The organism is Bifidobacterium sp. ESL0800 (assembly GCF_029395355.1).
Classification (GTDB): Bacteria; Actinomycetota; Actinomycetes; order Actinomycetales; family Bifidobacteriaceae; genus Bifidobacterium.
In genome coordinates, this window is record NZ_CP113913.1 from 1,098,225 (window position 1) to 1,119,098 (window position 20,874).

The 20,874-nt window shown below is 59.3% G+C and carries 18 protein-coding genes; 10 read left to right on the forward strand and 8 right to left on the reverse strand.

What is annotated here, in order from left to right; translation table 11 throughout:
- Positions 1 to 165: 165 nt before the first annotated feature.
- On the reverse strand, positions 166 to 684 hold the full coding sequence (locus OZX75_RS04455) for a GNAT family N-acetyltransferase (protein WP_277147285.1): 519 nt from the start codon (positions 682 to 684) through the stop codon (positions 166 to 168).
- Positions 685 to 782: 98 nt separating this feature from the next.
- Positions 783 to 1,151: a VOC family protein gene (locus OZX75_RS04460; protein ID WP_277147288.1), complete on the reverse strand. Its 369-nt coding sequence runs from the start codon at positions 1,149 to 1,151 to the stop codon at positions 783 to 785.
- Positions 1,152 to 1,347: 196 nt separating this feature from the next.
- Here OZX75_RS04460 and OZX75_RS04465 point away from each other — a divergent pair, with 196 nt between their 5' ends.
- The 6 genes from OZX75_RS04465 to OZX75_RS08640 all read left to right on the forward strand — a co-directional run bounded on the left by OZX75_RS04465 (position 1,348) and on the right by OZX75_RS08640 (position 6,174).
- Entirely contained in the window at positions 1,348 to 2,217 is an 870-nt protein-coding gene (locus OZX75_RS04465) for a thiamine diphosphokinase (protein WP_277147290.1), read from the forward strand.
- 210 nt (positions 2,218 to 2,427) lie between these two features.
- Entirely contained in the window at positions 2,428 to 2,856 is a 429-nt protein-coding gene (locus tag OZX75_RS04470) for an arsenate reductase family protein (RefSeq protein ID WP_277147292.1), read from the forward strand.
- Between the two features lie 71 nt (positions 2,857 to 2,927).
- Positions 2,928 to 3,983 carry a type I glyceraldehyde-3-phosphate dehydrogenase gene (gene gap / locus OZX75_RS04475; RefSeq protein WP_277147295.1) on the forward strand — a complete coding sequence of 352 codons (1,056 nt, stop codon included), beginning with the start codon at positions 2,928 to 2,930 and terminating at the stop codon, positions 3,981 to 3,983.
- Between the two features lie 143 nt (positions 3,984 to 4,126).
- A complete protein-coding gene (gene ybaK, locus OZX75_RS04480; RefSeq protein ID WP_277147297.1) occupies positions 4,127 to 4,636 on the forward strand; it encodes a Cys-tRNA(Pro) deacylase in 510 nt (169 codons plus the stop codon).
- A 393-nt stretch (positions 4,637 to 5,029) separates the two neighbouring features.
- Positions 5,030 to 5,983, forward strand: a complete 954-nt coding sequence (locus tag OZX75_RS04485; protein ID WP_277147299.1) for an aldose 1-epimerase family protein — start codon at positions 5,030 to 5,032, stop codon at positions 5,981 to 5,983.
- Between the two features lie 116 nt (positions 5,984 to 6,099).
- Positions 6,100 to 6,174 (forward strand): 50S ribosomal protein bL37, encoded by a 75-nt coding sequence (locus tag OZX75_RS08640; RefSeq protein ID WP_003817083.1) that lies wholly within the window; start codon positions 6,100 to 6,102, stop codon positions 6,172 to 6,174.
- A gap of 273 nt (positions 6,175 to 6,447) precedes the next feature.
- Here the strand turns inward: OZX75_RS08640 and OZX75_RS04490 are convergent, their stop codons facing one another.
- On the reverse strand, positions 6,448 to 6,741 hold the full coding sequence (locus OZX75_RS04490) for a hypothetical protein (protein ID WP_277147301.1): 294 nt from the start codon (positions 6,739 to 6,741) through the stop codon (positions 6,448 to 6,450).
- A gap of 89 nt (positions 6,742 to 6,830) precedes the next feature.
- Positions 6,831 to 7,439, reverse strand: coding sequence for a sigma-70 family RNA polymerase sigma factor (locus tag OZX75_RS04495; RefSeq protein ID WP_277147403.1), 609 nt, complete (start codon positions 7,437 to 7,439; stop codon positions 6,831 to 6,833).
- 307 nt (positions 7,440 to 7,746) lie between these two features.
- Here OZX75_RS04495 and OZX75_RS04500 point away from each other — a divergent pair, with 307 nt between their 5' ends.
- The 4 genes from OZX75_RS04500 to OZX75_RS04515 all read left to right on the forward strand — a co-directional run bounded on the left by OZX75_RS04500 (position 7,747) and on the right by OZX75_RS04515 (position 12,604).
- Positions 7,747 to 8,511, forward strand: coding sequence for an exonuclease domain-containing protein (locus tag OZX75_RS04500; RefSeq protein ID WP_277147303.1), 765 nt, complete (start codon positions 7,747 to 7,749; stop codon positions 8,509 to 8,511).
- Between the two features lie 276 nt (positions 8,512 to 8,787).
- On the forward strand, positions 8,788 to 10,431 hold the full coding sequence (locus OZX75_RS04505; RefSeq protein ID WP_277147305.1) for a UDP-N-acetylmuramoyl-L-alanyl-D-glutamate--2,6-diaminopimelate ligase: 1,644 nt from the start codon (positions 8,788 to 8,790) through the stop codon (positions 10,429 to 10,431).
- Positions 10,432 to 10,521: 90 nt separating this feature from the next.
- Positions 10,522 to 11,766 (forward strand): carboxylate--amine ligase, encoded by a 1,245-nt coding sequence (locus tag OZX75_RS04510; protein ID WP_277147307.1) that lies wholly within the window; start codon positions 10,522 to 10,524, stop codon positions 11,764 to 11,766.
- 97 nt (positions 11,767 to 11,863) lie between these two features.
- Positions 11,864 to 12,604 carry an aspartate/glutamate racemase family protein gene (locus tag OZX75_RS04515; protein ID WP_277147309.1) on the forward strand — a complete coding sequence of 247 codons (741 nt, stop codon included), beginning with the start codon at positions 11,864 to 11,866 and terminating at the stop codon, positions 12,602 to 12,604.
- Between the two features lie 135 nt (positions 12,605 to 12,739).
- On the opposite strand, the gene asnB is transcribed toward OZX75_RS04515, so the two are convergent.
- The 4 genes from asnB to OZX75_RS04535 form a co-directional block, all read right to left on the reverse strand.
- Entirely contained in the window at positions 12,740 to 14,701 is a 1,962-nt protein-coding gene (asnB, locus tag OZX75_RS04520; protein WP_277147311.1) for an asparagine synthase (glutamine-hydrolyzing), read from the reverse strand.
- 171 nt (positions 14,702 to 14,872) lie between these two features.
- The gene (gene smc, locus OZX75_RS04525) at positions 14,873 to 18,598 is read right to left on the reverse strand and encodes a chromosome segregation protein SMC (protein ID WP_277147313.1); all 3,726 of its coding nucleotides are present in this window, start codon (positions 18,596 to 18,598) and stop codon (positions 14,873 to 14,875) included.
- 52 nt (positions 18,599 to 18,650) lie between these two features.
- Positions 18,651 to 18,779 (reverse strand): hypothetical protein, encoded by a 129-nt coding sequence (locus tag OZX75_RS04530; RefSeq protein WP_277147315.1) that lies wholly within the window; start codon positions 18,777 to 18,779, stop codon positions 18,651 to 18,653.
- 203 nt (positions 18,780 to 18,982) lie between these two features.
- Positions 18,983 to 20,581, reverse strand: coding sequence for a bifunctional folylpolyglutamate synthase/dihydrofolate synthase (locus OZX75_RS04535; RefSeq protein ID WP_277147317.1), 1,599 nt, complete (start codon positions 20,579 to 20,581; stop codon positions 18,983 to 18,985).
- Between the last annotated feature and the right edge of the window lie 293 nt (positions 20,582 to 20,874).

Here is a 20,874-nt window from a genome sequence, read left to right on the forward strand (position 1 = left end):
AGCGGAAACAACGGTTATCCCGTTTCCCGATTCCTTGCAAACACAAGCAATGCCTTGAACCCGAAGCTACGAAAAGCTTCCAGGTGGGGCGCACCCACTTTCTTGATTTCTCAAGCCAAAAACTCAGTATACCATCCGTCGCGACAATGCCGCAAGCCGAGTGCGTCACGCCGAAGTGTCGAAATTGGCGTACTCCAGCTCGCTCATCGCGCCGCCATCCTCAGTCTGCACCTGGCCGGTGGGGTGAAACCCGATATGGCGGTAGAAGCCCTGCGCCTTTGTGTTGGATTCCAACACCCACAGCACCACACGCTTGGTGGGCAACGCGTCGAAAACCGCCTGCGCCAGTTTGCGGCCGATACCCATGCCTTGGCAACGGTTGAGCACATAGATTGCGCCCAATTCCGCGCAATCGGGATAACTGCTGGGCTCACGGGCGGGATTGGCGAGTTCGGCGTAGCCCACCACCTCATCGTCCACCAGCGCCACGAACACATTCGCCGGGTCGTGGCGTTTCGTGACTTCAAGCGCGAATTCCGGCGTAATCTTGTCGACCAGCCACTGCGGCAGCTTGCCCTGATAGGTCTCGTGCCAGGTCTGTGAGTGCACCTTCGCCTTGGCCTCAAAATCGGCCGGCGTGATGTGACGCACGACGATCGTGCTCTCATCTGTAACTGTCTCCATTGTTTCCCCCTTTGGAAACCGCATCCTGTCAAATCGACGCATCAGGCCGATGAAGGTGGAATGCCCGCCTCACCACCATCGTGAAGCGGGCTTCGGGCCTACTTGTTGATCACGGCTTCGATATTGTTGCCGTCGGGATCGTGGACGAATGCGGCATAATAGTTCGGGCCGTAGTTCGGACGCGGGCCGGGCGCGCCGTTATCGCTGCCGCCTGCCTTGAGTCCGGCCTCATAAAACGCCTTCACCGCTTCTTCATTTTCCGCCGAAAACGCGAGGTGGATCGGCGAGGGAGTCGTGCCCTCCTTGGCAGCCTCGATCCAGACGCTGTCGCCGTCCTTGGCATCCGCGAACATCACGGCTCCGGGGAATTCCGCGCCTTGCACATACCCAAGAGGTGCCAACGCGGCCTGGTAGAAGGCCTTTTCGGCATCGAAATTGAGCGTATATACACCGATATGGTTGATCATGATTGCTTTCCTTTATGTTTGGCGGACTCACATTTTCAAGGGCCTCAAAAATGCGAACCAAAAACGAACATTGCTCATAGCATAATAGCATCATTGCAACGATTTCGTGACATGTTCAAAATGCCGAATACTCATTTGGCGCACATTTTTTTGACGCTCTAAAAAATGTGCGTCCCTACACATGTACAGTTCATATATGACCCTTTCTCATTTATGTATCGTCTTCGCCGCCGGAACCTACTACGGCAACGAACCGTCCGCAGACGAACTTCCGGAGAACGCCTTTGTCATCGCGGCGGACGGTGGGCTGGACCACGTAGACAAAGCGGGAATCCGCCCCGACCTGGTGATCGGTGATTTCGATTCCGCCAACGCCAAGGTTCCGCAAGGCGTTGAGACCATCGCGCTGCCGCCGGAACACGACGATCCGGACATGCTTTCGGCGCTCAAAGCCGGCTGGGCGAGAGGATTTAGAGACTTCCGCATTTACGGCGGTTTGGGAGGCCGTCTCGACCACACCATCGCCAATATCCAGATGCTCGCACTGCTCGCCCACAACGGCGGCATCGGACTGCTATACGGCGAACACAGCGTAGTCACCGCCATCTGCAACGGGTCGGTCCACTTCCCCGCCGCTGTCTTACGCACAGGAACCCACGACCGGGCGGGTATCCAAACCCATCGCGACACGCGGGACACCCCGCAGCCTGGAAACAACAGCGACGGTGGAACATACGCCAATCACTGCGACAGTACCGGTGCCGATACCGATACCGCCGACCGCATGGTTTCGGTCTTTTCCCATGCCGACATCTCACGCGGGGTCACTGAAACCGGACTCAAATACGAACTGAAGAACGGCGCGATGCACAGCGACACCGTGCTCGGGGTGAGCAACGAACTGCTCGACGGTCGCCCGGCCTCGATCAGCGTTTCCGACGGCACGCTGATCGTCACCTTCCCGCGAAAAGTCGCACTGCCGACGTTCACGACCAACGTCAAGGCCGCGCAGACCTTGGGACCGCTGGCCTCGCAGGTCTCGGCCCTGCTCAACACGTCACGCTGAAAGCGAATCGATAACAGCATTTGCATCACTTCATCTTGCATGATTCCAACCGGATTCCCATGATACGTATCCGAAACCCCGGGTGCCGTTTGCACGCTGATCGAGCGTGAGCCATTGAACACTATCTGACCGCGCTACCGGCATTTCCCGCTTTCATGCCACCTCGCAAAAACCTAGAATCGAATCAATAATGCACTGAAAGGACCCACCATGACCGATACAACAACCTCAACCACGAAACCCGACCCGGCGCAACACGACGGCAAAGTGCTTTTCGTGTGCTACAACCACTGCACCACCTGCGCCCGCGCCCGCAAATGGCTCGGCGAGAAGGGCATCGATTTCAGCGAACGCAACATCAAAACCGACAATCCCACCGCCGCCGAACTCAAGCGCTGGTGGAAGGCGAGCGGCCTGCCGCTCAAACGCTTCTTCAACACCTCGGGCATGCCTTATCGCGAAATGAAACTCAAGAGCAAACTGCCCGAAATGAGCGAAGACGAGCAGCTGAAACTCCTTGCAACCAATGGCATGCTGGTCAAGCGGCCGATAATTGTGAGCGCTAACAAAGTTTTGGTCGGTTTCGACCCGGAAACGTGGGAAAACACCTTTTTTAGTAGAGCAGACAAGTTAAAGTAACAAGTGTTGGTAAATATACAGTGAAGGGCACGAGCCCGTGTTCCCGAACTGTTTCCTTTAGGGAGAATTACATGACAGTAAAGATTGGTATTAACGGTTTCGGCCGCATCGGCCGCCTTGCGTTCCGTCGCATTTTCGAACTTCAGGCCCGCGGTGGCGAGGCCAGTGACATCGAGGTCGCAGCAATCAACGATTTGACGACCCCGGCCATGCTCGCTTACCTGCTGAAGTACGACAGCGTTCACGGCACCTTCCGTCACGACGACGGCACCCCGGTCAAGGTCGAGTCCACCGATGACGCGATCGTGGTCGACGGCAAGGAATACAAGGTCTATGCCGAGAAGGACGCCCGCAACATTCCGTGGGTGAAGAACGATGGCGTTGAGTTCGTGCTCGAGTGCACCGGCTTCTACACCTCCGCCGCCAAGAGCCAGGCTCACCTGGACGCCGGCGCCAAGAAGGTCCTCATCTCCGCTCCGGCGAAGGACGACACCACCCCGACCGTGGTCTTCGGCGTCAACCAGGAGATCCTCAAACCCAGCGACAACATCGTTTCCGCCGGCTCCTGCACCACGAACTCCTTCGCGGCGCTCGTCAAGATGATGGACGACGAGTTCGGCATCAAGGTCGGCTTCATGACCACCGTGCACGCCTACACCGGCAGCCAGATGCTGCTTGACGGCCCTCGTGGCTCCAAGCCGCGCAACAACCGCGCCGCCGCCGTCAACACGATCGAGCACTCCACCGGCGCCGCCAAGGCGATCGGCAAGGTCGTTCCTTCGGTCAACGGCAAGCTGCAGGGCCACGCCCAGCGCGTGCAGATCCCCGACGGCTCCTTCACCGAGCTCTTCACCGTGCTCAACAAGGAAACCACCGTTGACGAGATCAACGCCGCCGCCAAGAAGGCCTTCGAGAACAACGAGACCTTCGGCTACAACGGCGACAGCATCGTCACCTCCGACATCATCGACGACACCCACGGCGGCGTCTTCGACCCCACCCAGACCGATGTCAACACCATCGACGGCACCACGCTGGCCCGCACCGTTGCCTTCTACGACAACGAGTACGGCTTCACCTGCAACATGATCCGCACCCTGCTCTACTTCGCTGAAATCAGCAAGTGAGCACCCTGCGATAATGCAGGTGCCTGTTAATTAGGCAACGTATTAAAAGAGGCTCCAGCCTATATGGGTTGGAGCCTCTTCGTATAAGCAACCATCCACAGATTTCTGCGCGTTTCATCGCGTTAGATGCTAAAACTGAAATCATGAGCAAGAAGCATAAAAAGGCGGCGGGAACCGCGTCGACCCCGGCCACACGCGAGTTGACCGAAGCGGGTATCCCCTTCAAGATCTACGAATACGAGCATTCCTCCGATCACATGGACGAGGGCTACGGGCTCGAAGGCGCGGAAAAACTGGGTATCGATCCGCATCGCTCGTTCAAGACGCTGATGGCCGACACCGGCGAGGAACGGGTCATCGGCGTTGTCCCTGTCAGCGGGCACCTGGACATGAAGGACCTAGCCGCCGCGGTCGGAGCCAAAAAGGCGGCCATGGCCGATCCGAAGGTGGCTCAACGTGAAAGCGGCTACGTGGTAGGCGGTATCTCGCCGTTGGGGCAACGCACCAAACACAAGACAGTGCTTGATGCAAGTGCGATGCAATTCGACGAAATCATCATTTCCGGAGGCAAGCGCGGTTTCAGCGTTGGCGTGAATCCAAATGACCTGGTACGCGTGCTCGGCGCCACCGTCGCCGAAATCGGCACCTGGTAAAGTCGGCTCGCCAAATCCGTGAACCCACAAACAACCTTCTGATTCTCAATGTCGTAAAAATAGCCATCTTGGTGCACCAAGAAGCCCGTATTAGCCATTTTGGGCAGGCAATCTTCGTTTTTCGGCCTTCTTGGTGCACCAAGAGGCCATTTTTACCCGGAATTGAGGCTCATTCTTCATATTTCGGCCATCTTGGTGCACCAAGAGGCCATTTTTACCCGGAATTGAGGCTCATTCTTCATATTTCGGCCATCTTGGTGCACCAAGAGCTTTAAAAACAGCACAATACGGATCATGACATGTTCGTCTGAGCCGCACGTGCCGCAGAATCAGACAGAGTGTCATATTAGAATAGTGAACGGTAACAATTACGTTTCTATAACAGGAGTTGATATGACTTCAACGACACTGCCCCTCCGCTCGGGCCAACAATTCACCATTTCGCACGGCGACTACACGGCGGTAATCACCGAGCTCGGCGCGACCTTGCGCAAACTCACCTACCGCGGCCAGGACATGATCGCCTCGTGGGACCCGGACAAGACCGTGCCCTGCTCCAACGGGCAACTGCTCGTCCCCTTCCCCAACCGCATCGAAGACGGCGTGTATACCTTCGAAGGCAAGACCTACGAGCTGCCCATCGACGAACACGAAAAGCACAACGCGATCCACGGCTACGGCTACCGGGCCTTCTGGAACCTCGAAAGCCTTGAAGAGGACCGCGTGGCACTCACCTGGCGCACCGGCAACATGAAGGGCTATCCCTTCGATCTGCTGGTCCGCGCCATCTTCAGCTTAGGCGACGACGGTCTTACGCTCACCTTGTCCGCGACCAACAACGACAACGTCAATGCTCCTTGGGCTCTGGCCATCCATCCGTGGATCGCCAACGGCTTCGGCGGCTACGGCGACGAGATCGACGGGCAGAACGCACAGTGCAAGGTCACCATTCCGGCGCGCACGCACGTCACCGTCAACGAACGTCTGCTGCCAACCGGCACCGAGCCCGTGGACGGCACCAAGTTCGACCTGCGCACGCCTACCGCACTGACCGAGCAGCCGTTCGACGACGCGTGGACCGACGTGGAGCGCGACGCCGAGGGCAATACCTTCGCCACTTTGAACCGTCCGGACGGGCTCACTGTGCATGTCGGCGGCGACAAGACCATCACCTCCTTCCAGATGTGCACCGGCACCGGCTTCGCGCCCGATAGCCACCCGGCCGGCGTCGCCATCGAGCCGCAGACCGCCTATGCCAACGCGTTCAACAGCGGCAAGGATCTGATCGTCGTGGCTCCGGGCGAGACCAGCTCGACCAACCTCTATTTCAAGGCCGAACAGCGCTGAGCCAGCGTGACGAATACCGCAAGCCTCCGTTCAGTTCAGGGCGGGGACTTGTATGAAGTCGCAACAACGTGCGATAATACCTAAGGCTTATTCATAGAACTGCAAAGGAGTCCATCATGGGAATGCGCGGACGTAAGCGTAAGGACCGCCGCAAGAAGGCGGCCAACCACGGCAAAAGGCCAAATGCCTGAGTTCCGTTAGGTACGTAAATATGGGGAATGCCTCGCAGCAAGTGCGGGGCATTTTTCATATGCAGATAACGGAAAACGTCAAGTCGGGGTTATCGGCCAAAAGTGTTGTTGATAACCGAAGTTTGGCCTTGTGAGAGTATGCGTTTCGCGCTGATTGTTCCGGTTGCGAAAAGCCGGATACAGCCGAATAAAGGTTTCACATCAACGCAGATGAAAACCGTACACTAAAAAGAATAGACACAAAAATCATTAAAACGATGCCGTAAATCGCATTTATACGGCAGCGACGTCACCGCCGCAGGATTCCTCAAGGCAGCAACGGTCAAGCGTCGCCTGAAGCTTGGCAATCAGGCATTCCGGGGCAGCCGTCGGTCGCAAGAGCTCACGCAACTCGGCAATCAAAGCCTTCTCGCGCGCGTCGCAGCAGGATTCCGGATTGAAACATTCGTCGTCAGAGAGATGATTGGCGCAATCGTAACCGGAAATCTCGATGTCGGTACGCGTGAGACCGTCGGAGTGCTGGCTTCTCACCACCACTCGGCTGGTACGCTCGATTCGTCCGTCCATCGATATGTTCCTTTCGTGACATCTAATTAACTATTATTACTCATTTTGGCTGTTTTGGGGTTCGCGGATAGTGAAGATACGGGTTTCTTCTATTTCCCGGCCTGTTCGACTGCTCCTGAATCCTGCACAGCAACCGGTTTTTTGGCCTTCTTTGCGGTTTTTGCCGACGCATCCTTGCCGTAACCGCGCTGACGGGCATAGTCGGTCAGCTCATCTTTCAGCTGAGAGCGTGCGCGATTGAGTCGGCTCATCACGGTGCCGATTTTGATGCCCTGTTCGGCGGCGACCTGCTTGTAGGATTTGCCGTCGATGGCGGTGTCGATGAAAACCTGCCGACGCTCGGGCGACAGCGAATCCAACGCCTGCATGATCTCGGCCGGGGCGAACCCGTCCAGGTATTCCTGTTCGGCGGATTTCAGCCCTTCCGAGGAGTGGTCGGAAGCGGAGTAGATATCCCAGTCGTCGTACTCCCCCGTGGAATCGTTGGCACGCTGCGGGCGGCGCTTGGCCTTGGCGTACTGGTTGAAGTAGGCGTTGCGTTCGATGGTGGTCATCCACGCCTCGAAATTGCTGCCGGGGCGGAAACTGTCGAAGGCTTTGAACGCGCGTTCGTAGGCGTCCTGCACCAGATCCTGGGCATCCTCCGGGTTGTTCGTCAGTTTCATCGCCTGACGATAGAGCGTATCGACGGCAGGCATCGCCAGCGCTTCGAAACGCGCACGCTTCTGGGCGGTCGTCTCGCGCTCCTGCTGCTTGGGCTGTGCCTGATCGGTTTGTGTCACGTTACTATTCTACGCATCGCCGTTGCCTCGGCCGACACGCGCTTTTGCCGCCATTTATTATGACATTGATGACGCACATATACGGTTTTGCCGACATGACCAGCCAAAAGCCGATTCTGGGGATATCGCCGATCCGGACGAAAGACGAATCATCACGAACGTGGATCGATGCCCGCCAACCCAAAAGTAATCCGATGTCGGAATCGGAACGCACAATATGATTATGACAACAATGAAGAACAACGCGGACGCAGACAACGCGGCGATCATGCTCGATGCCGTCGCGCTTGCCCCCATGCAGGATGACGATACGACGCTGAAAGAGGCGTGGCTGCTTGGTTTCGACACCGAGACCACCGGCACCGGTCCCACCGACGCCATCGTCTCGGCCTCGCTGGTTTTGCGCGACCCGGCGAAAGGCTACGCCGGTGACGTTGTGGCGGAATGGGTCGTCAATCCGCATCGGCACATCAGCGCGGGCGCAAGCCGGGTCAACGGGTTCACCGACGAATTCCTCGAGGCCAACGGCGCCGAACCCAGTGATGCCATCGCCGCCATCGCTTCCATCGTCACCGCAGCACTCGCCAAACGCATCCCGCTGCTCGCCTACAACGCACCGTTCGACGTGCGGATGCTGGCCGGGGACCTCAAACGCTGGAAGCTCACGGCACTGCCTGACGAGCTGTTGGTGGTCGATCCATTGGTCATCGACCGCGAGATCTCGCACCGTCACGGCAAGCGCACACTGACCTACACCACCGAATATTACGGCGTGGAGCCACACGGCGACTTCCACGACGCCACCGCCGACACCACCGCGGCCGTCGATCTCATCAGGCCCATGTCCACGCTCTATCCGCAGGTCGGCAACTTGAGGCTCGGCGACCTGATGGATTGGCAGCGCGCGGCCCATAAGAAGTGGAAGGATTCATTCAACTTGTGGATGGAATCCCGTGGCCGCCGACCCATCACCGACGACTGGCTGTAACAGGCGCATCCTAAGCCGGCGAACCCGTACGAAAGACCTTTAGACCGTTGCTTTCGTACGGGTTTCCTATTGAGCATGCCTTGCAAAACGAAGATAATGCCAACGCGGCGCAACCGTCAACGCCGGCCGCCGGACCACGCGAAACCACGTGTCGGTTTTGCCGGAACACACCGTGGGACCGCCGTGATGTGTAAGTTCCATTCGATTGTGGCGTCCATCCCCTGTTTCCGCGCGCCCGATGCGCTAGCCTTATGTGGTTGGCAAGAAAGGTTTGATATGGCTCTGAGTGTGGCAACTGCGGTTGCATTGCTTGACAAGCATCATCTCCTCCGCGAGATCATCCAAGACAAGACATGGTCACGCAACCCCGCTCGCTTCGCCGGTGCCGACGAGGCGTTCACCTCGATCACCTACGACACCCGGCAGGTGCAAGCCGGAACGCTCTTATGCTGCAAGGGACATTTCAAAACCGAGTATCTTTCCGGCTGTGACGAACGTGGGCTCAAGGCCTACGTCTCGGAAACGGATTTCAGCGCGGATTGCAGTGCCGTCGGCATCATCGTCACCGACATCCGCAAGGCCATGAGCCTGCTCTCCGCGCAATTCTATGGGCGCCCGCAAGACGAGCTCGCGCTCATCGGCATCACCGGGACCAAGGGCAAGACGACCACCGCCTACTTCGTTCAGGCGATCCTGAACACCGCCAGCGACGGGAAGGCCGCCCTGTTTTCGTCCGTCGACAACTGCCTTGACGGCCATACGTACACGGCCTCCGCGCTCACGACACCGGAATCGATGGACGCCTTCAGGATGATGCGGCAGGCAGTCGACAACGGGATGCGCTACCTGGTGATGGAAGTCTCGTCCCAGGCCTACAAAGTCGATCGCGTCTATGGGCTCAACTTCGACGTCGGTGCGTTTCTGAACATCTCGCCGGACCATATCAGCCCGATCGAGCATCCCACCTTCGAGGACTACTTGTATTGCAAACGTCAGATCACAACCAACAGCAAGGCGTTGGTGCTGGGTGCCGACTGCGACCACGCCGACCTGATCGAGGAGGACGCTGCCGCCGCCCATGTTCCCGTCACCACTTTTGCGCTGCACAGCGAAGGACGCAGCAATGGCGCGGAGGCGGATACCGTTGCATGGCCGGCGGATAGGAATCACACAGCATTCCATATCGACGTGGCGGGAGCGGATATGCCGTCTCAAAGCCGCACGGGCACGGGCGACCCACGTTCCATCGCAGACCCGCAAAGCCAAGGAGCCGACGCCACCGATCTACCGGACGGATCCGACATCTACAAGCTCGACATGGACGGCGACTTCAACTATGCCAATGCCGCCGCCGCACTCACCATCGCACGAATCGCCGGGGCGAATCTTCATTACCAATCAATCTCGCACGCCCTCGAAAACGTGCGTATTTCAGGCCGCATGGAACAGTTCAAGGACTCGCATGGGCACAATATCGCCATCGTCGACTACGCGCATAATTTCGCCAGCGTTTCCGCGCTGATCGACTTCGTCGTCGAACGATACGAAGCGAAGAAACCGCGTATTACACTGGTCAGCGGCTCCGCGGGCGGCAAGGCCGTAGATCGCCGGCAGGAGATCATCGAGGCCGCGCAACACCGTGTCGATCGCATCATCATCACCACCGACGACCCCGACCGTGAGCGCGCCGAGGATATCTGCGAGACGATGCAAGCCGCCGTCACCGATCCCAACGTGCACTCAAGCATCGTTGTCGACCGTCAGAAGGCCGTCGAAACCGCCATCGCCGAGGCTCGGGCACACGACGGCTTTGACGTCATACTTATCGTCGGCAAGGGCGAGGAACAATGGCTCAAAGTGGACGGCAGGCACGCGCCCTATGAAGGCGACACCTCTATCGTCACCCGGCTGTTCAGCTGACCAGCCGCCATCCGTCGTTCGTCATCTGTCATTGGTAGTCGTCATCCGTTTCCGCCATTTTCGAAAATATTCAAGAGGTAAGCTAGCACCATGAAGCAATTTCAACCGGTCCTTTTAGGCAGTGATATCAACGCCTACGGTATGGCCCGCGCCTTTCACGAGGCGTACGGCATCGTTTCGACGGCCTTCGCGCACTTCCAGCTCGCGCCCACACGATTCAGCAAAATCGTCGACGTACATATCGTCGAGGGCTTCGGCGAGATCGAGACCTTCCGCAAGACGCTGATCGACTACGCGAAGACGATGAAGGCCAGCCTGCCGGACACGACGCTGCTGCTTATCCCCTGCGGCGACCTGTATGCGAACCTTCTGAGCCATAGCAGCGCGGACCTCGCGCCCTACTACGTCTTCAACACGCTCGACCCGGCGCTCAATCGTCAGCTGAGCTATAAGAACACGTTCTACGAGACCTGTGAGCGCTACGGTCTGCCGTACCCCAAGACCAAAGTCATCACCGAAGAGAGCGCGGCACGCGGCGAATACAAGAACCTGCCCTTCGACTTCCCCGTCGCCATGAAACCGGCTGATTCCGCCGCCTGGCTCGACATCGACTTCCCCGGACGCAAGAAGGCGTTCGTCATCGAGACGCCGGAGGAGCTGGACAAGCTCATCAACCTCTCGTATGGCGCCGGGTATCACGCCGAAATGATCCTGCAGGACTTCATCCCGGGCGACGACTCGCACATGCGCGTGCTCAACGCCTACGTCGACCGCCACCACCGCGTGCGCATGATGTTCCTGGGCCATCCCCTGCTCGAGGACCCGACCCCGGAGGCCGTGGGCAATTACGCGGCCATCATCCCCGACTACAACGAGGAGATCTGCCTGAAAATCAAGGCGTTCCTCGAGGACATCGGCTATGAGGGCGTCGCCAATTTCGACATGAAATACGACGACCGCGACCAGACCTACAAGCTTTTCGAAATCAACCTGCGTCAGGGCCGTTCCAGCTATTTCGTGACGCTCAATGGCTACAACCTCGCCCGCTATTTCGTCGAGGACCTGGTCGAGGACTCCGCCTTCGACGGCAAGACCGTCATCGGCCGTGGCGGCAAGCTCTGGATGGAGATTCCGCGCTCGATCTTCCGCGACTACGTGGTCGAAGGCGAGGACAAGCGGCGCGGCATGGAGATGGTCGCCAAAGGCGACTGGGGCACGACGCTGGAATACCGCAAGGACAGGAACCCCATGCGCTGGCTGTTGATCCGCCATGCGTTCTCGATCTACAAGAAGCGTTACGCGCAGTACTTCAAGCAGAAGGCAGACCTCAAATAGCCGATTGAGACAAAGCCGCGAATGCGTATTGGTGGCATACAGCGGTATCCTTGGGGTTTGCTGGTATGGTAATTTTTCACAGACGGAGACGGACAAGATGAGACGACCATTCTTTGCGGTTATCGGCGGCATGGGCACCCTGGCGACCGAATCGTATATCCGGCTGATCGACAAGATGAGCGACGCCGACACCGATCAGGACTTCCTCGACTATGTGGTCTTCAACGACGCCTCCGTACCCGACCGCACGGCGTTCATGCTCGGGCAGAGCGGCGACGACCCGTTCCCCGTCATCGCCGACGACATCGCCAAGGCGACGGCCATCGGTGCCAGCTTCATCACCATTCCCTGCAACACCGCGCATTTCATGCTGCCGCGCTTCCAGGAGCTCACCGACGTGCCGATCATGAACATGCTCGCCGGGGCCGTCGAGCGTATGAAACGCAACTTGCCGGTGGCGACGCACCCGCGCGTGGGCTTCATGGGCACTGAGGGCTCGCGCCATTCCGGGCTCTACCAGCGCGAGATCGAGGCGGCCGGCTATACGTTCGTCGAGCCTAATGACGAGTTGCAGAAACGTATCGATTCACTGATCTACGACGATGTGAAAAGCGGCGGACCACTGAGCCTGGAACGCTACCGCACGGTCATCGACGCGTTCCTCGACAAGTCCGCCTCGGCGCCCTACCGCTGCGACATCGTGGTGCTCGGCTGCACCGAACTTTCGGTGTTGAACGAGGCCTTCCCGCTTCCCGACCTGCCCATCATCGACGCCCAGACGATTCTCGCCGAAGACACGGTCGCCCGCGCCAAGGTGCTCAGAGCTCGGCAGCAGTAACTATCAAATCCGGTTCCGGCGCGACATCTTTGAGGCGCGGAACCCGTCTTTCGCTGCGATAGAAGCAGTGTACGAAGCAGAAAACAATACGCGGAGCAAGCGTTGAGCAGCGCAGCCGCCCCACGGACCAATTGCTCAGACCAGGATGCCCTTGTCCATGAATTCCTGCACGTCTGGCTGCAGTTTCTCGTACTTGCGTCTGGTCTCCTCGAAGTCGACGAAGAAGAGCCTGTACCAGGTCAGGAACGTGAAGATGTTCCAGATCTGACGGCGCGCGTCGATCCTGCCGTCGAAGTTGTCCTGCAAGAGCCGGAGTATCTTCTCCTGGTCGAAGAATTGCGCCACCCAGTCCTCGCTGAAGAGCGCACGCACCTGGGCGCAGTACTTCTCCTCGCGCAGCCACGCCTTGATCGGGGTCGGGAAGCCGAGCTTCGGCCGCTTCGACCATTCCTCGGGCAGGTGCCGGTTGGCGGCCTTGCGGAAGATGTCCTTGGAGTTGTTGCTGTTCAGGAGCTTCGAGGAGGGGATGGTCTGCGCCAGCTCGGCCACCTTGCGGTCAAGGTAGGGCACGCGCAGCTCGAGCGAATGCGCCATCGAGATCTTGTCGGCCTTCTGCAGGATGTCGCTGAACATGAAGTGCTTCAGGTCGATGTACTGGATCTGCTTGAGTTCCTCGGCGTCCGCGACCTTGTCGAAGTCGGCCTGGTAGAGGCCGTTGACCGTCAGACCGTTGCGGTACTGCGGTTTCAGCACCGCGTTGGCCTGCGTGGAGGTGAAAATCGTGGGCTGGGCCATGTCGTAGCCCACGGACTGGCCGGCGTAGTATTCGCGCGGATGCGCCGCCTGCGTGTAGATCTGCGTGCGCCCGGGGAAATTCGGCATCTTTTCGACCGTGTTGGCCACGATGCGCCGCATGCCGTTGGGCAGCTTGTGGATGTCGGCCGCGAAGTCCCAGATCGCGCGGCTCCTGGTGTGCACGCCGTAGTTCATGTACCCGGCGAACAGCTCGTCCGCGCCCTCGCCCGAGAGCACCACGGTCACCTTCTTGCGCGCGAGCCGGCAGAGGTACCACAGCGGGATCACCGACGGGTTCGCGTCGGGCTCGTCCAGGTGGTACTGCATCTCGGCGAAGTCCCGGAACGCCTCGTCGGCCTTCACGCTGTACTGGTTGAAGTGCAGCCCCTCGTGGTCGGCGAGTTCCTTCGCTTTGCCCGCCTCGTCGAACGGCCCTTCGTCGAAGTTGACGCTGAAGACCTCGTTGGGCTTCAGGATCGTGGTCACGTAGCTGGAGTCCACGCCCTCGGAGAGGAACGCCCCGACCTTGACGTCGGCGACGCGATGCGCCTCGACGGATCCGGTCACTTCCTTGTCGATGGCGTCGATGGTCTCCTCGTCGCTGCGCCGGTAGTCGACATGGCGGTAATCCGCGTCCCAGAACTCATGGGTGTCCATCCTCCCGTCGCGGTATTCGAACCAATGCCCGGCGGGGAAACGATAGACGCCCTTGAAGAAGGTCTCGTCGAGATCGTTGTACTGGTTCATCAGGAAAGGCTTGAGCGCGCGTTCGTTGAGTTCCTTCCTGAAGTGCGGGTGCACCAGGAACGACTTGATCTCGGAGCCGACGATGAACGTGCCGCCTTCATGATAGTAATACAAAGGTTTGATGCCGAAGAAGTCGCGGGCGCCGAACATGGCCTTCTTGTTGTCGTCCCAGATCAGGAACGCGAACATGCCGCGGACGCGCCCCAGCAGCCCGTCCATGCCCCATTCCTCGTAGCCGTGCAGCAGCACCTCGGTGTCGGCCTTGGTGCGGAACGTGTGCCCGGCGGCGATCAGGTCTTCCCGCAGGCTTTGAAAATTGTAGATCTCGCCGTTGAAGGTGATGAGCACCGACTCGTCCTCGTTGTAGATCGGCTGCCTGCCGCCCGCCAGATCGATGACGCTCAGACGCCGGAACCCCATGGCCACGGTGTCGTTCGTGTAATACCCGCTGCCCTTGACGTTCGGGCCACGATGCTGGATCATCTTCATCATCGACTGGATCGTATAGTCCTTGTCGATGATGTCCTTATCACAGAACGCGACGATACCGCACATGCAATCTCCTTCAAATCCGTTTGTCCGTAACGACCACCGCATTGCAGTTATCGAGTCGTCTTCTATCAGGATAGTAGACTAGCGTTATTTCACGACCAATTCCTGTGCACAGTTCGTGCAGAAAAATCGGCAGATGTTCCCGGCAAGCCTTGCGACATGTCTAGTTATTGCCTAGTTGTTGGCGAGTTTCTGGCTTACGACCGCGGTGACACCGTCGGAGCGCATCGTCACCCCGTAGAGCGCATCGGCGATGGCCATCGTACGCTGCTGGTGGGTGATGATGATGAGCTGGGCGTGCCGGCGCAGGTCGTTGAACGCGTTGATGAGCCTGGTCAGGTTGATGTCGTCGAGCGCGGCCTCGACCTCATCCATCACGTAGAACGGGCTCGGACGCGCGGTGAAAATGGCGAAGAGCAAGGCCAAAGCCGTCAACGAACGCTCGCCGCCGGAGAGCAGGCTCAGCTGCTTGACACGCTTGCCCGCCGGGCTGGCCTCGACGATGACGCCGGTGGTGAGCAGATCATCCGGGTTCTCCAAGCGCAGCCGCCCCTTGCCTCCCGGGAAGAGCGTCGCGAAGACTTTTTCGAATGCGGCGGCCGTGTCGTCGAAGGCGTTTTTGAACACCTCGATCATCGTGTGATCAAGGTCCTTGATGAGCTTCAGCAGGTCGTCGCGGCTCTTGGCGACATCGTTGCGCTGATCGTTCAGGTACTGGTTGCGCGTCTCGAGCGCATCGAACTCCTCGGCCGCCAGCGGATTGATCTTGCCCAGCGCCTTCAGATCGCGTTCGGCCTTCTTGAGGCGTTTCTCCTGCTCGGCGCGGACGTAAGGCACCATCTGGTAATGGTCGGCATCGATCGGCACATTCTCAGCTGCCGCATGGTTGTTGCCGGCGTCAGAAACGCTTTCGGTTTTGTCGGCATTTTCGGTAGCTTCCCCGTTATCGGCGTCATCTTCATCATCACCGTTCTCAAGCGCAATCGGATGGCCTTCGTCGTCGAGCACCGGCACCGGTTTGTCCGGTCCGTATTCGTCGACCAACGCCTCGAGCCCCATGCCCAGCGTATCCAAGACCTTCTGCTCGATCTGCCCGTATTGTGCGGCCAGACGCTCACGGTTGACGTCCAGCTCGTGCTCGTGCTGCTGCAACGCGGCGACCTTGGGCTCGGCTTCGTCACGTTGGGCACGCAGTTGCTTCAGCTCGGTATCGTGGCTTGAGGCAGCCTTTGAAAGTTCATCGCGTTTGGCGACCACGGTCTTCAGCACCGAAGCCACCAACGCGGCCATGCCCCGCGCGTCGGTGGCGATCCGCCGGTCGTGGGCCTGTTGATGCTCACGCTTCTCATTGAGCGCTTTCATCTTGGCGCGTCTCGCTACCGCCTCGCTTGCCTGATCGTGGAGCAGACCGGCCTGACGAACCAGCGAATCGGCCTTGCGGTTGGCGTCGTTGAAAGTGATCTTGGCGGAGACTTCCTGCTCACGCGCCTTGTCAAGCGTGGTTTCAAGCTCATGGACGCGCTTGTCCAGATCGTCGAAATCCTCGTTTTCCGCATCGGTTCGTTCGGCAGAGTCAAGCGCCTGGCTCAAGTCCTCGAGTTTGAGCTGGTGAGTCTGCCTTTCGTCATCGGTCTGCTTGATTTTCTCGTCAATTCCGGCCAGCTGCCGTGTCAGTTGCTTGACGCGTTGTTCAACGTTTTGAAGGTTCTTGCGTGCCTGATCGGCCTTTACCTTGGCTTGAATGCGCTGCTGCGACTGGCGGTCGACTTCGAGTCGAGCCTTGTCACGAGCCTCTTTCGCGGCTTCGATTTTCGGCCCGATCGTCGCTGCTTCCTCTTTGCGCTTTTCGGCCTCCGCGGCCGCCTTGTCTCGCCTCGCGGCCAATGAAAGGTCGCTCTGCGAACGCGAGGAACCGCCGATGGCACCGACGGCGTTGACCACCTCGCCGGATTTGGTGACCGCCTGGCTGAACCGTTCGCGATTACCTTCCACTGCCTGGAATGCGGTTTCGATATCGGGTACCGCAGCGACGTCATCAAGCAGCAGGCGAACGGCGCGAACGACGTTGGCGGCGAAATCATGGTCTTTGGCGGTGCCGTTAGCACTTACCAGAGCAGCGGCACAACGAACCGGATAGTGGCCGTCTTGCGCATGGTCGTCCTCGCCTTGCCTGTCGGCATCATCGCCGTACGCACGTTCAAGCGGATGCAATACAACAGCCTGTCCCAGCTTGTCAGCACTCGCCCGATGCAGGGCCTGAACCATGTTGGACTTGCCGGGCACCACGATGGCACTGGCAAATTGGTCGAGCGCATGGGCGATGGCCTCCTCCCAGCCATCCTCGACATGAATGAAGTCGGCAAGCCTGCCCAACGCCGCCACGGCATCGTCCTGCTCCAACTCACCGGAAGCATTGCGGCTTTCCAGAGTCTCGTTCAGCGCATCGGCCTTGGCCTTGAGGGCTGTCACCTTGGCGTTCGCCGCCCGCAGCTGCTCCTGCAGAGCATCAAGCTCCTCCTGTCGCTGTTGCATCGCGGTTTTTGCGGACTCAAGATCGGCTGCGCTGTCTTCTTCACCGGCGTTCTGCGTTTCCGCTTCAAAGGCGTCACGCTGGGCCGTGGCCTCGTCACGCTGTTTGGCGAGGGAATCACGCTGCCCGCTGAAATCCTTGGCACGGCTTTGCGCCAGCTCGATGGCCGATTCCTCGCGGGTCTTGAGCTCGCGCAGATTGGCGACCTTCGAGGTATGCTCCTGCGCCGCCTTGCGCAGTTCCGTCAAGGTCTGGCGGGCTACGGCGAGCTGCTTTTCATCGCCCGCACGCGATTCCGTCGCTTTATCATACGCCAGACGCATATCGGCAACGGCCTTCTTCTGTGCTTCGGCCTGCCCGTCCAACTCCTTGGCGCGGGATTCGAGGATATCGGGATCTTCGCCGAAGTTCGTGATCATCTGGCCTGCGAGCGACCGCGCGCGCTCGTCGGCAAGCGATGCCAGTGAACGGAACCGCTCCTCGATGCCGGAAAGCTCGTGCCAGGTCTCGTTGATCTTGGCCATAGCCGGGCTGGACTCGCTACTTAGTGCCTCGACCTGCTCGATATGCACTTTCACCTTGGCCAGTTCGCGCTGCGCGGTTTCGAGCTCTCGCCGCACATCACCCAAATCATGGCGCAGCTTGGCCCGGCTTTCCATGGATTTCTGGGCATCCTCGGCGAAGATCCTCGACTGTGCGTCACGCAAGGCTATCTGGATGCTGGCCGCGCGCCGTGAGATCTTGGCCTGGCGTCCGAGCGGCCCCAGTTGCCGACGAATCTCATGCAGCAGATCGTCGGTGCGGGCGAGGTTCGCTTCGGTGTTTTTGAGCTTGCGTATCGCGCGTTCCTTGCGCTTGCGGTGTTTGAGGATGCCGGCGGCTTCCTCGATGAAGGCGCGGTGACCGGCGGGGTCGGCTTTCAGAATCTCGTCAAGCCTGCCCTGGCCGACGATGACGTGCATCTGCTGGCCCAAGCCGGTGTCGCTCAACAGTTCCTGTATATCGAGAAGCCTGCAAGGTGAACCGTTGATGGCATATTCGCTGCCGCCGTTGCGGTAGATGGTGCGGCTGATGGTGACTTCGGTGTAATCGATATCGAGCGTGCCATCGGTGTTGTCAATGGTGAGACTGACCTGCGCGCGTCCCAGCGGCGGACGCGAGGAAGTGCCGGCGAAAATGACATCTTCCATCGAAGTGCCGCGCAGGTTCTTGGCCCCCTGCTCGCCCATGACCCAGGTCAGGGCGTCGACGATATTGGACTTGCCGCTCCCGTTGGGACCGACCACAGCCGTGATGCCGGGCTCGAAACGCAAGGTGGTCGCAGAGGCGAAGGACTTGAAGCCCCTGAGCGTCAGTTCCTTGAGATACATAAGACCTTCGCCTTCCTGCGTTTTGCCCTGTCGTTCGTAGTCAATCCAAATATTATTGTATCCATGTGTATACCGCATTCCCGGCAAGCGGTATCGCCGACGATACGACATGGCAGATGACGGGCGTACCGAAGGCGCCGAAACCCATCACGCTGCCGCCGACCGTATCGTCAACTGTCACTTTTTACTTGCTTGCTTCCGTGCTCCACGGAATTAAGTGACATTTACCGCGTCTATTTGTCACTTTTTACGTGGATGGAGCCAGCAAGCACGTAAAAAGTGACAAATAAACGGCAAAGGGGTCGCCCGGAGCCATTCTTACAAGGCCTTTGTACCCAAAGAGGCGTTCGGTTAGCGTCGTCACGCCCCGAGAGATGTTCGCTGTTACTTGTCGTCACCGTTCTGCTTGCGCCGAAGCTGCTCGGCGGTGGTGCCGGGCTCGCTCTCGCCTTCGAAGGGAACCTGACGCACTCCAAAATCGCCGAACGTGTCTCCGAAGACCTCGGAGACGATGTCCTCGTCCTTCTTGGCGGATGCGGCATCATCGGAGTCCTTCGGCTTACCGACCACGCGCTGGGCCTTGGGCAGTGCCAGCTCGGGGTTCTTCTTCTCGGCCAGCAGCGTGCGGGCGTCGCCGGCGGTGACGAAGCTGCCGCAGATGAGCACGCCGTGGCCGTAGCCGACACCCAGCTCATCATCGGCGTCGACCATGTTGACGGCCTCCTGGATGGCGTCGGGCAGGTTATCGATGCGGGTGACGCGGTCGCGGCCGAACACGCCCACGGCGATTTTCTCAAGTTCCTCGGCGGGCATCACACGGTCTCGCCACGAGTTCTCGGTGACGATGATCTGGCTCAGAATCGGCTCCAGCGTGCCGAGGTATTCCTCGACCTGCTTGTCCTCCATCATCGCGACCACGCCGACCAGCTGCTCGAAGCTGTAGTTCTCCTCAAGGGCCGCACGCAACGATTCGGCGGCGTTGGCGTTGTGCCCGCCGTCGATGATGATGGTCGGCGAGGTGCGCACCTGTTCGATGCGTCCGGGAATCTTCACCCCGCCCAGCGCCTCGGCCACCACATCCTGTGTGAGCTGGCCGGCCACGGGGATGACCGTTTCGGCGGCCGCGAGCGCCGCCAAAGCGTTGTGCGCCTGATGCTCGCCGAACTTGGCGACCGGAATGTCCTCGTAGGTGCCGTTCGGGGTGCGCAGCGTGACCACCTGACCGCCGACCGCGGGCTGGCGCGAAACGACCTCCATCTCTTCGCCATCGCGGATCAGCGTGGCGTGCTGCTTGACTGCGGCCTGTTCCAGGATGGGCATGACCTCGGCCTCGTGAGGCTGCGCGCCGATGATGGCGGTGGATTCGTGCTTGATGATGCCGGCCTTCTCCGTGGCGATCTTCGCGGGGGTGTCGCCCAGCCACTGCATGTGGTCCATGTCGACCGGGCCGATGACCGCAGCATCGCCGTTGAGGGCGTTGGTGGCGTCCCAACGCCCGCCCATGCCGACCTCGAAGACGGCCACATCGACCGGGGCGTCGGCGAACTTCCAGACGGCCATCGCCGTCAGGATCTCGAAATAGCTCATCGGAGCCTTGCCGTCGGCCTTCATCTTCTGGTCGACCAGGGCGACGAAGTCCTTGATCTGCATCCACGTGTCGATGAAGTCGTCGTCCGAAAGCTGCTGGCCGTCCACGGCGATGCGCTCGTTGATCTTCTGCAGGTGCGGCGAGGTGAAAAGACCGGTGCGCATGCCGTAGGCGCGGCAGATGGCTTCGGCCATGCGGGCGGTGGAGCCTTTGCCGTTGGTACCGGTGATATGGATGATACGGAACGTGTCTTCCGGGTGGCCCAAGAGGTCGAGCATCAGATCCATCACCTCGAGATCATGGCCCAGCTGTTCGTGGGTGGTCCGCCGGCTCATGATCTCGCGCTCGACCTCGCGAATGGTGACCCCGTTGGTTTTCGGATGCTCGAATGACATAAGACCTCGTTTTGGCTTGATACCCTTGAAAAATAGACATCACCATTGTATGAAAGAGCATATCCAGCTACGCTGCGCGGAAAAAACAACCAAGGCGTCGCCATTTTATTCCGAGGCATCGGTCAAGTTCCGTAAGGCACTGCAAAAAAATCAGAGAAAAATCCTCTATTCTGGTCATATTTCGACTTGATGAACCATGCAGCACCCTTATAGTGCAAGTTATTCATGGTGTCCCGGCGATGCAGCCGGACACCACCGACAACGCAAAGGAGGCCGTTGACGTGAAGCAGACA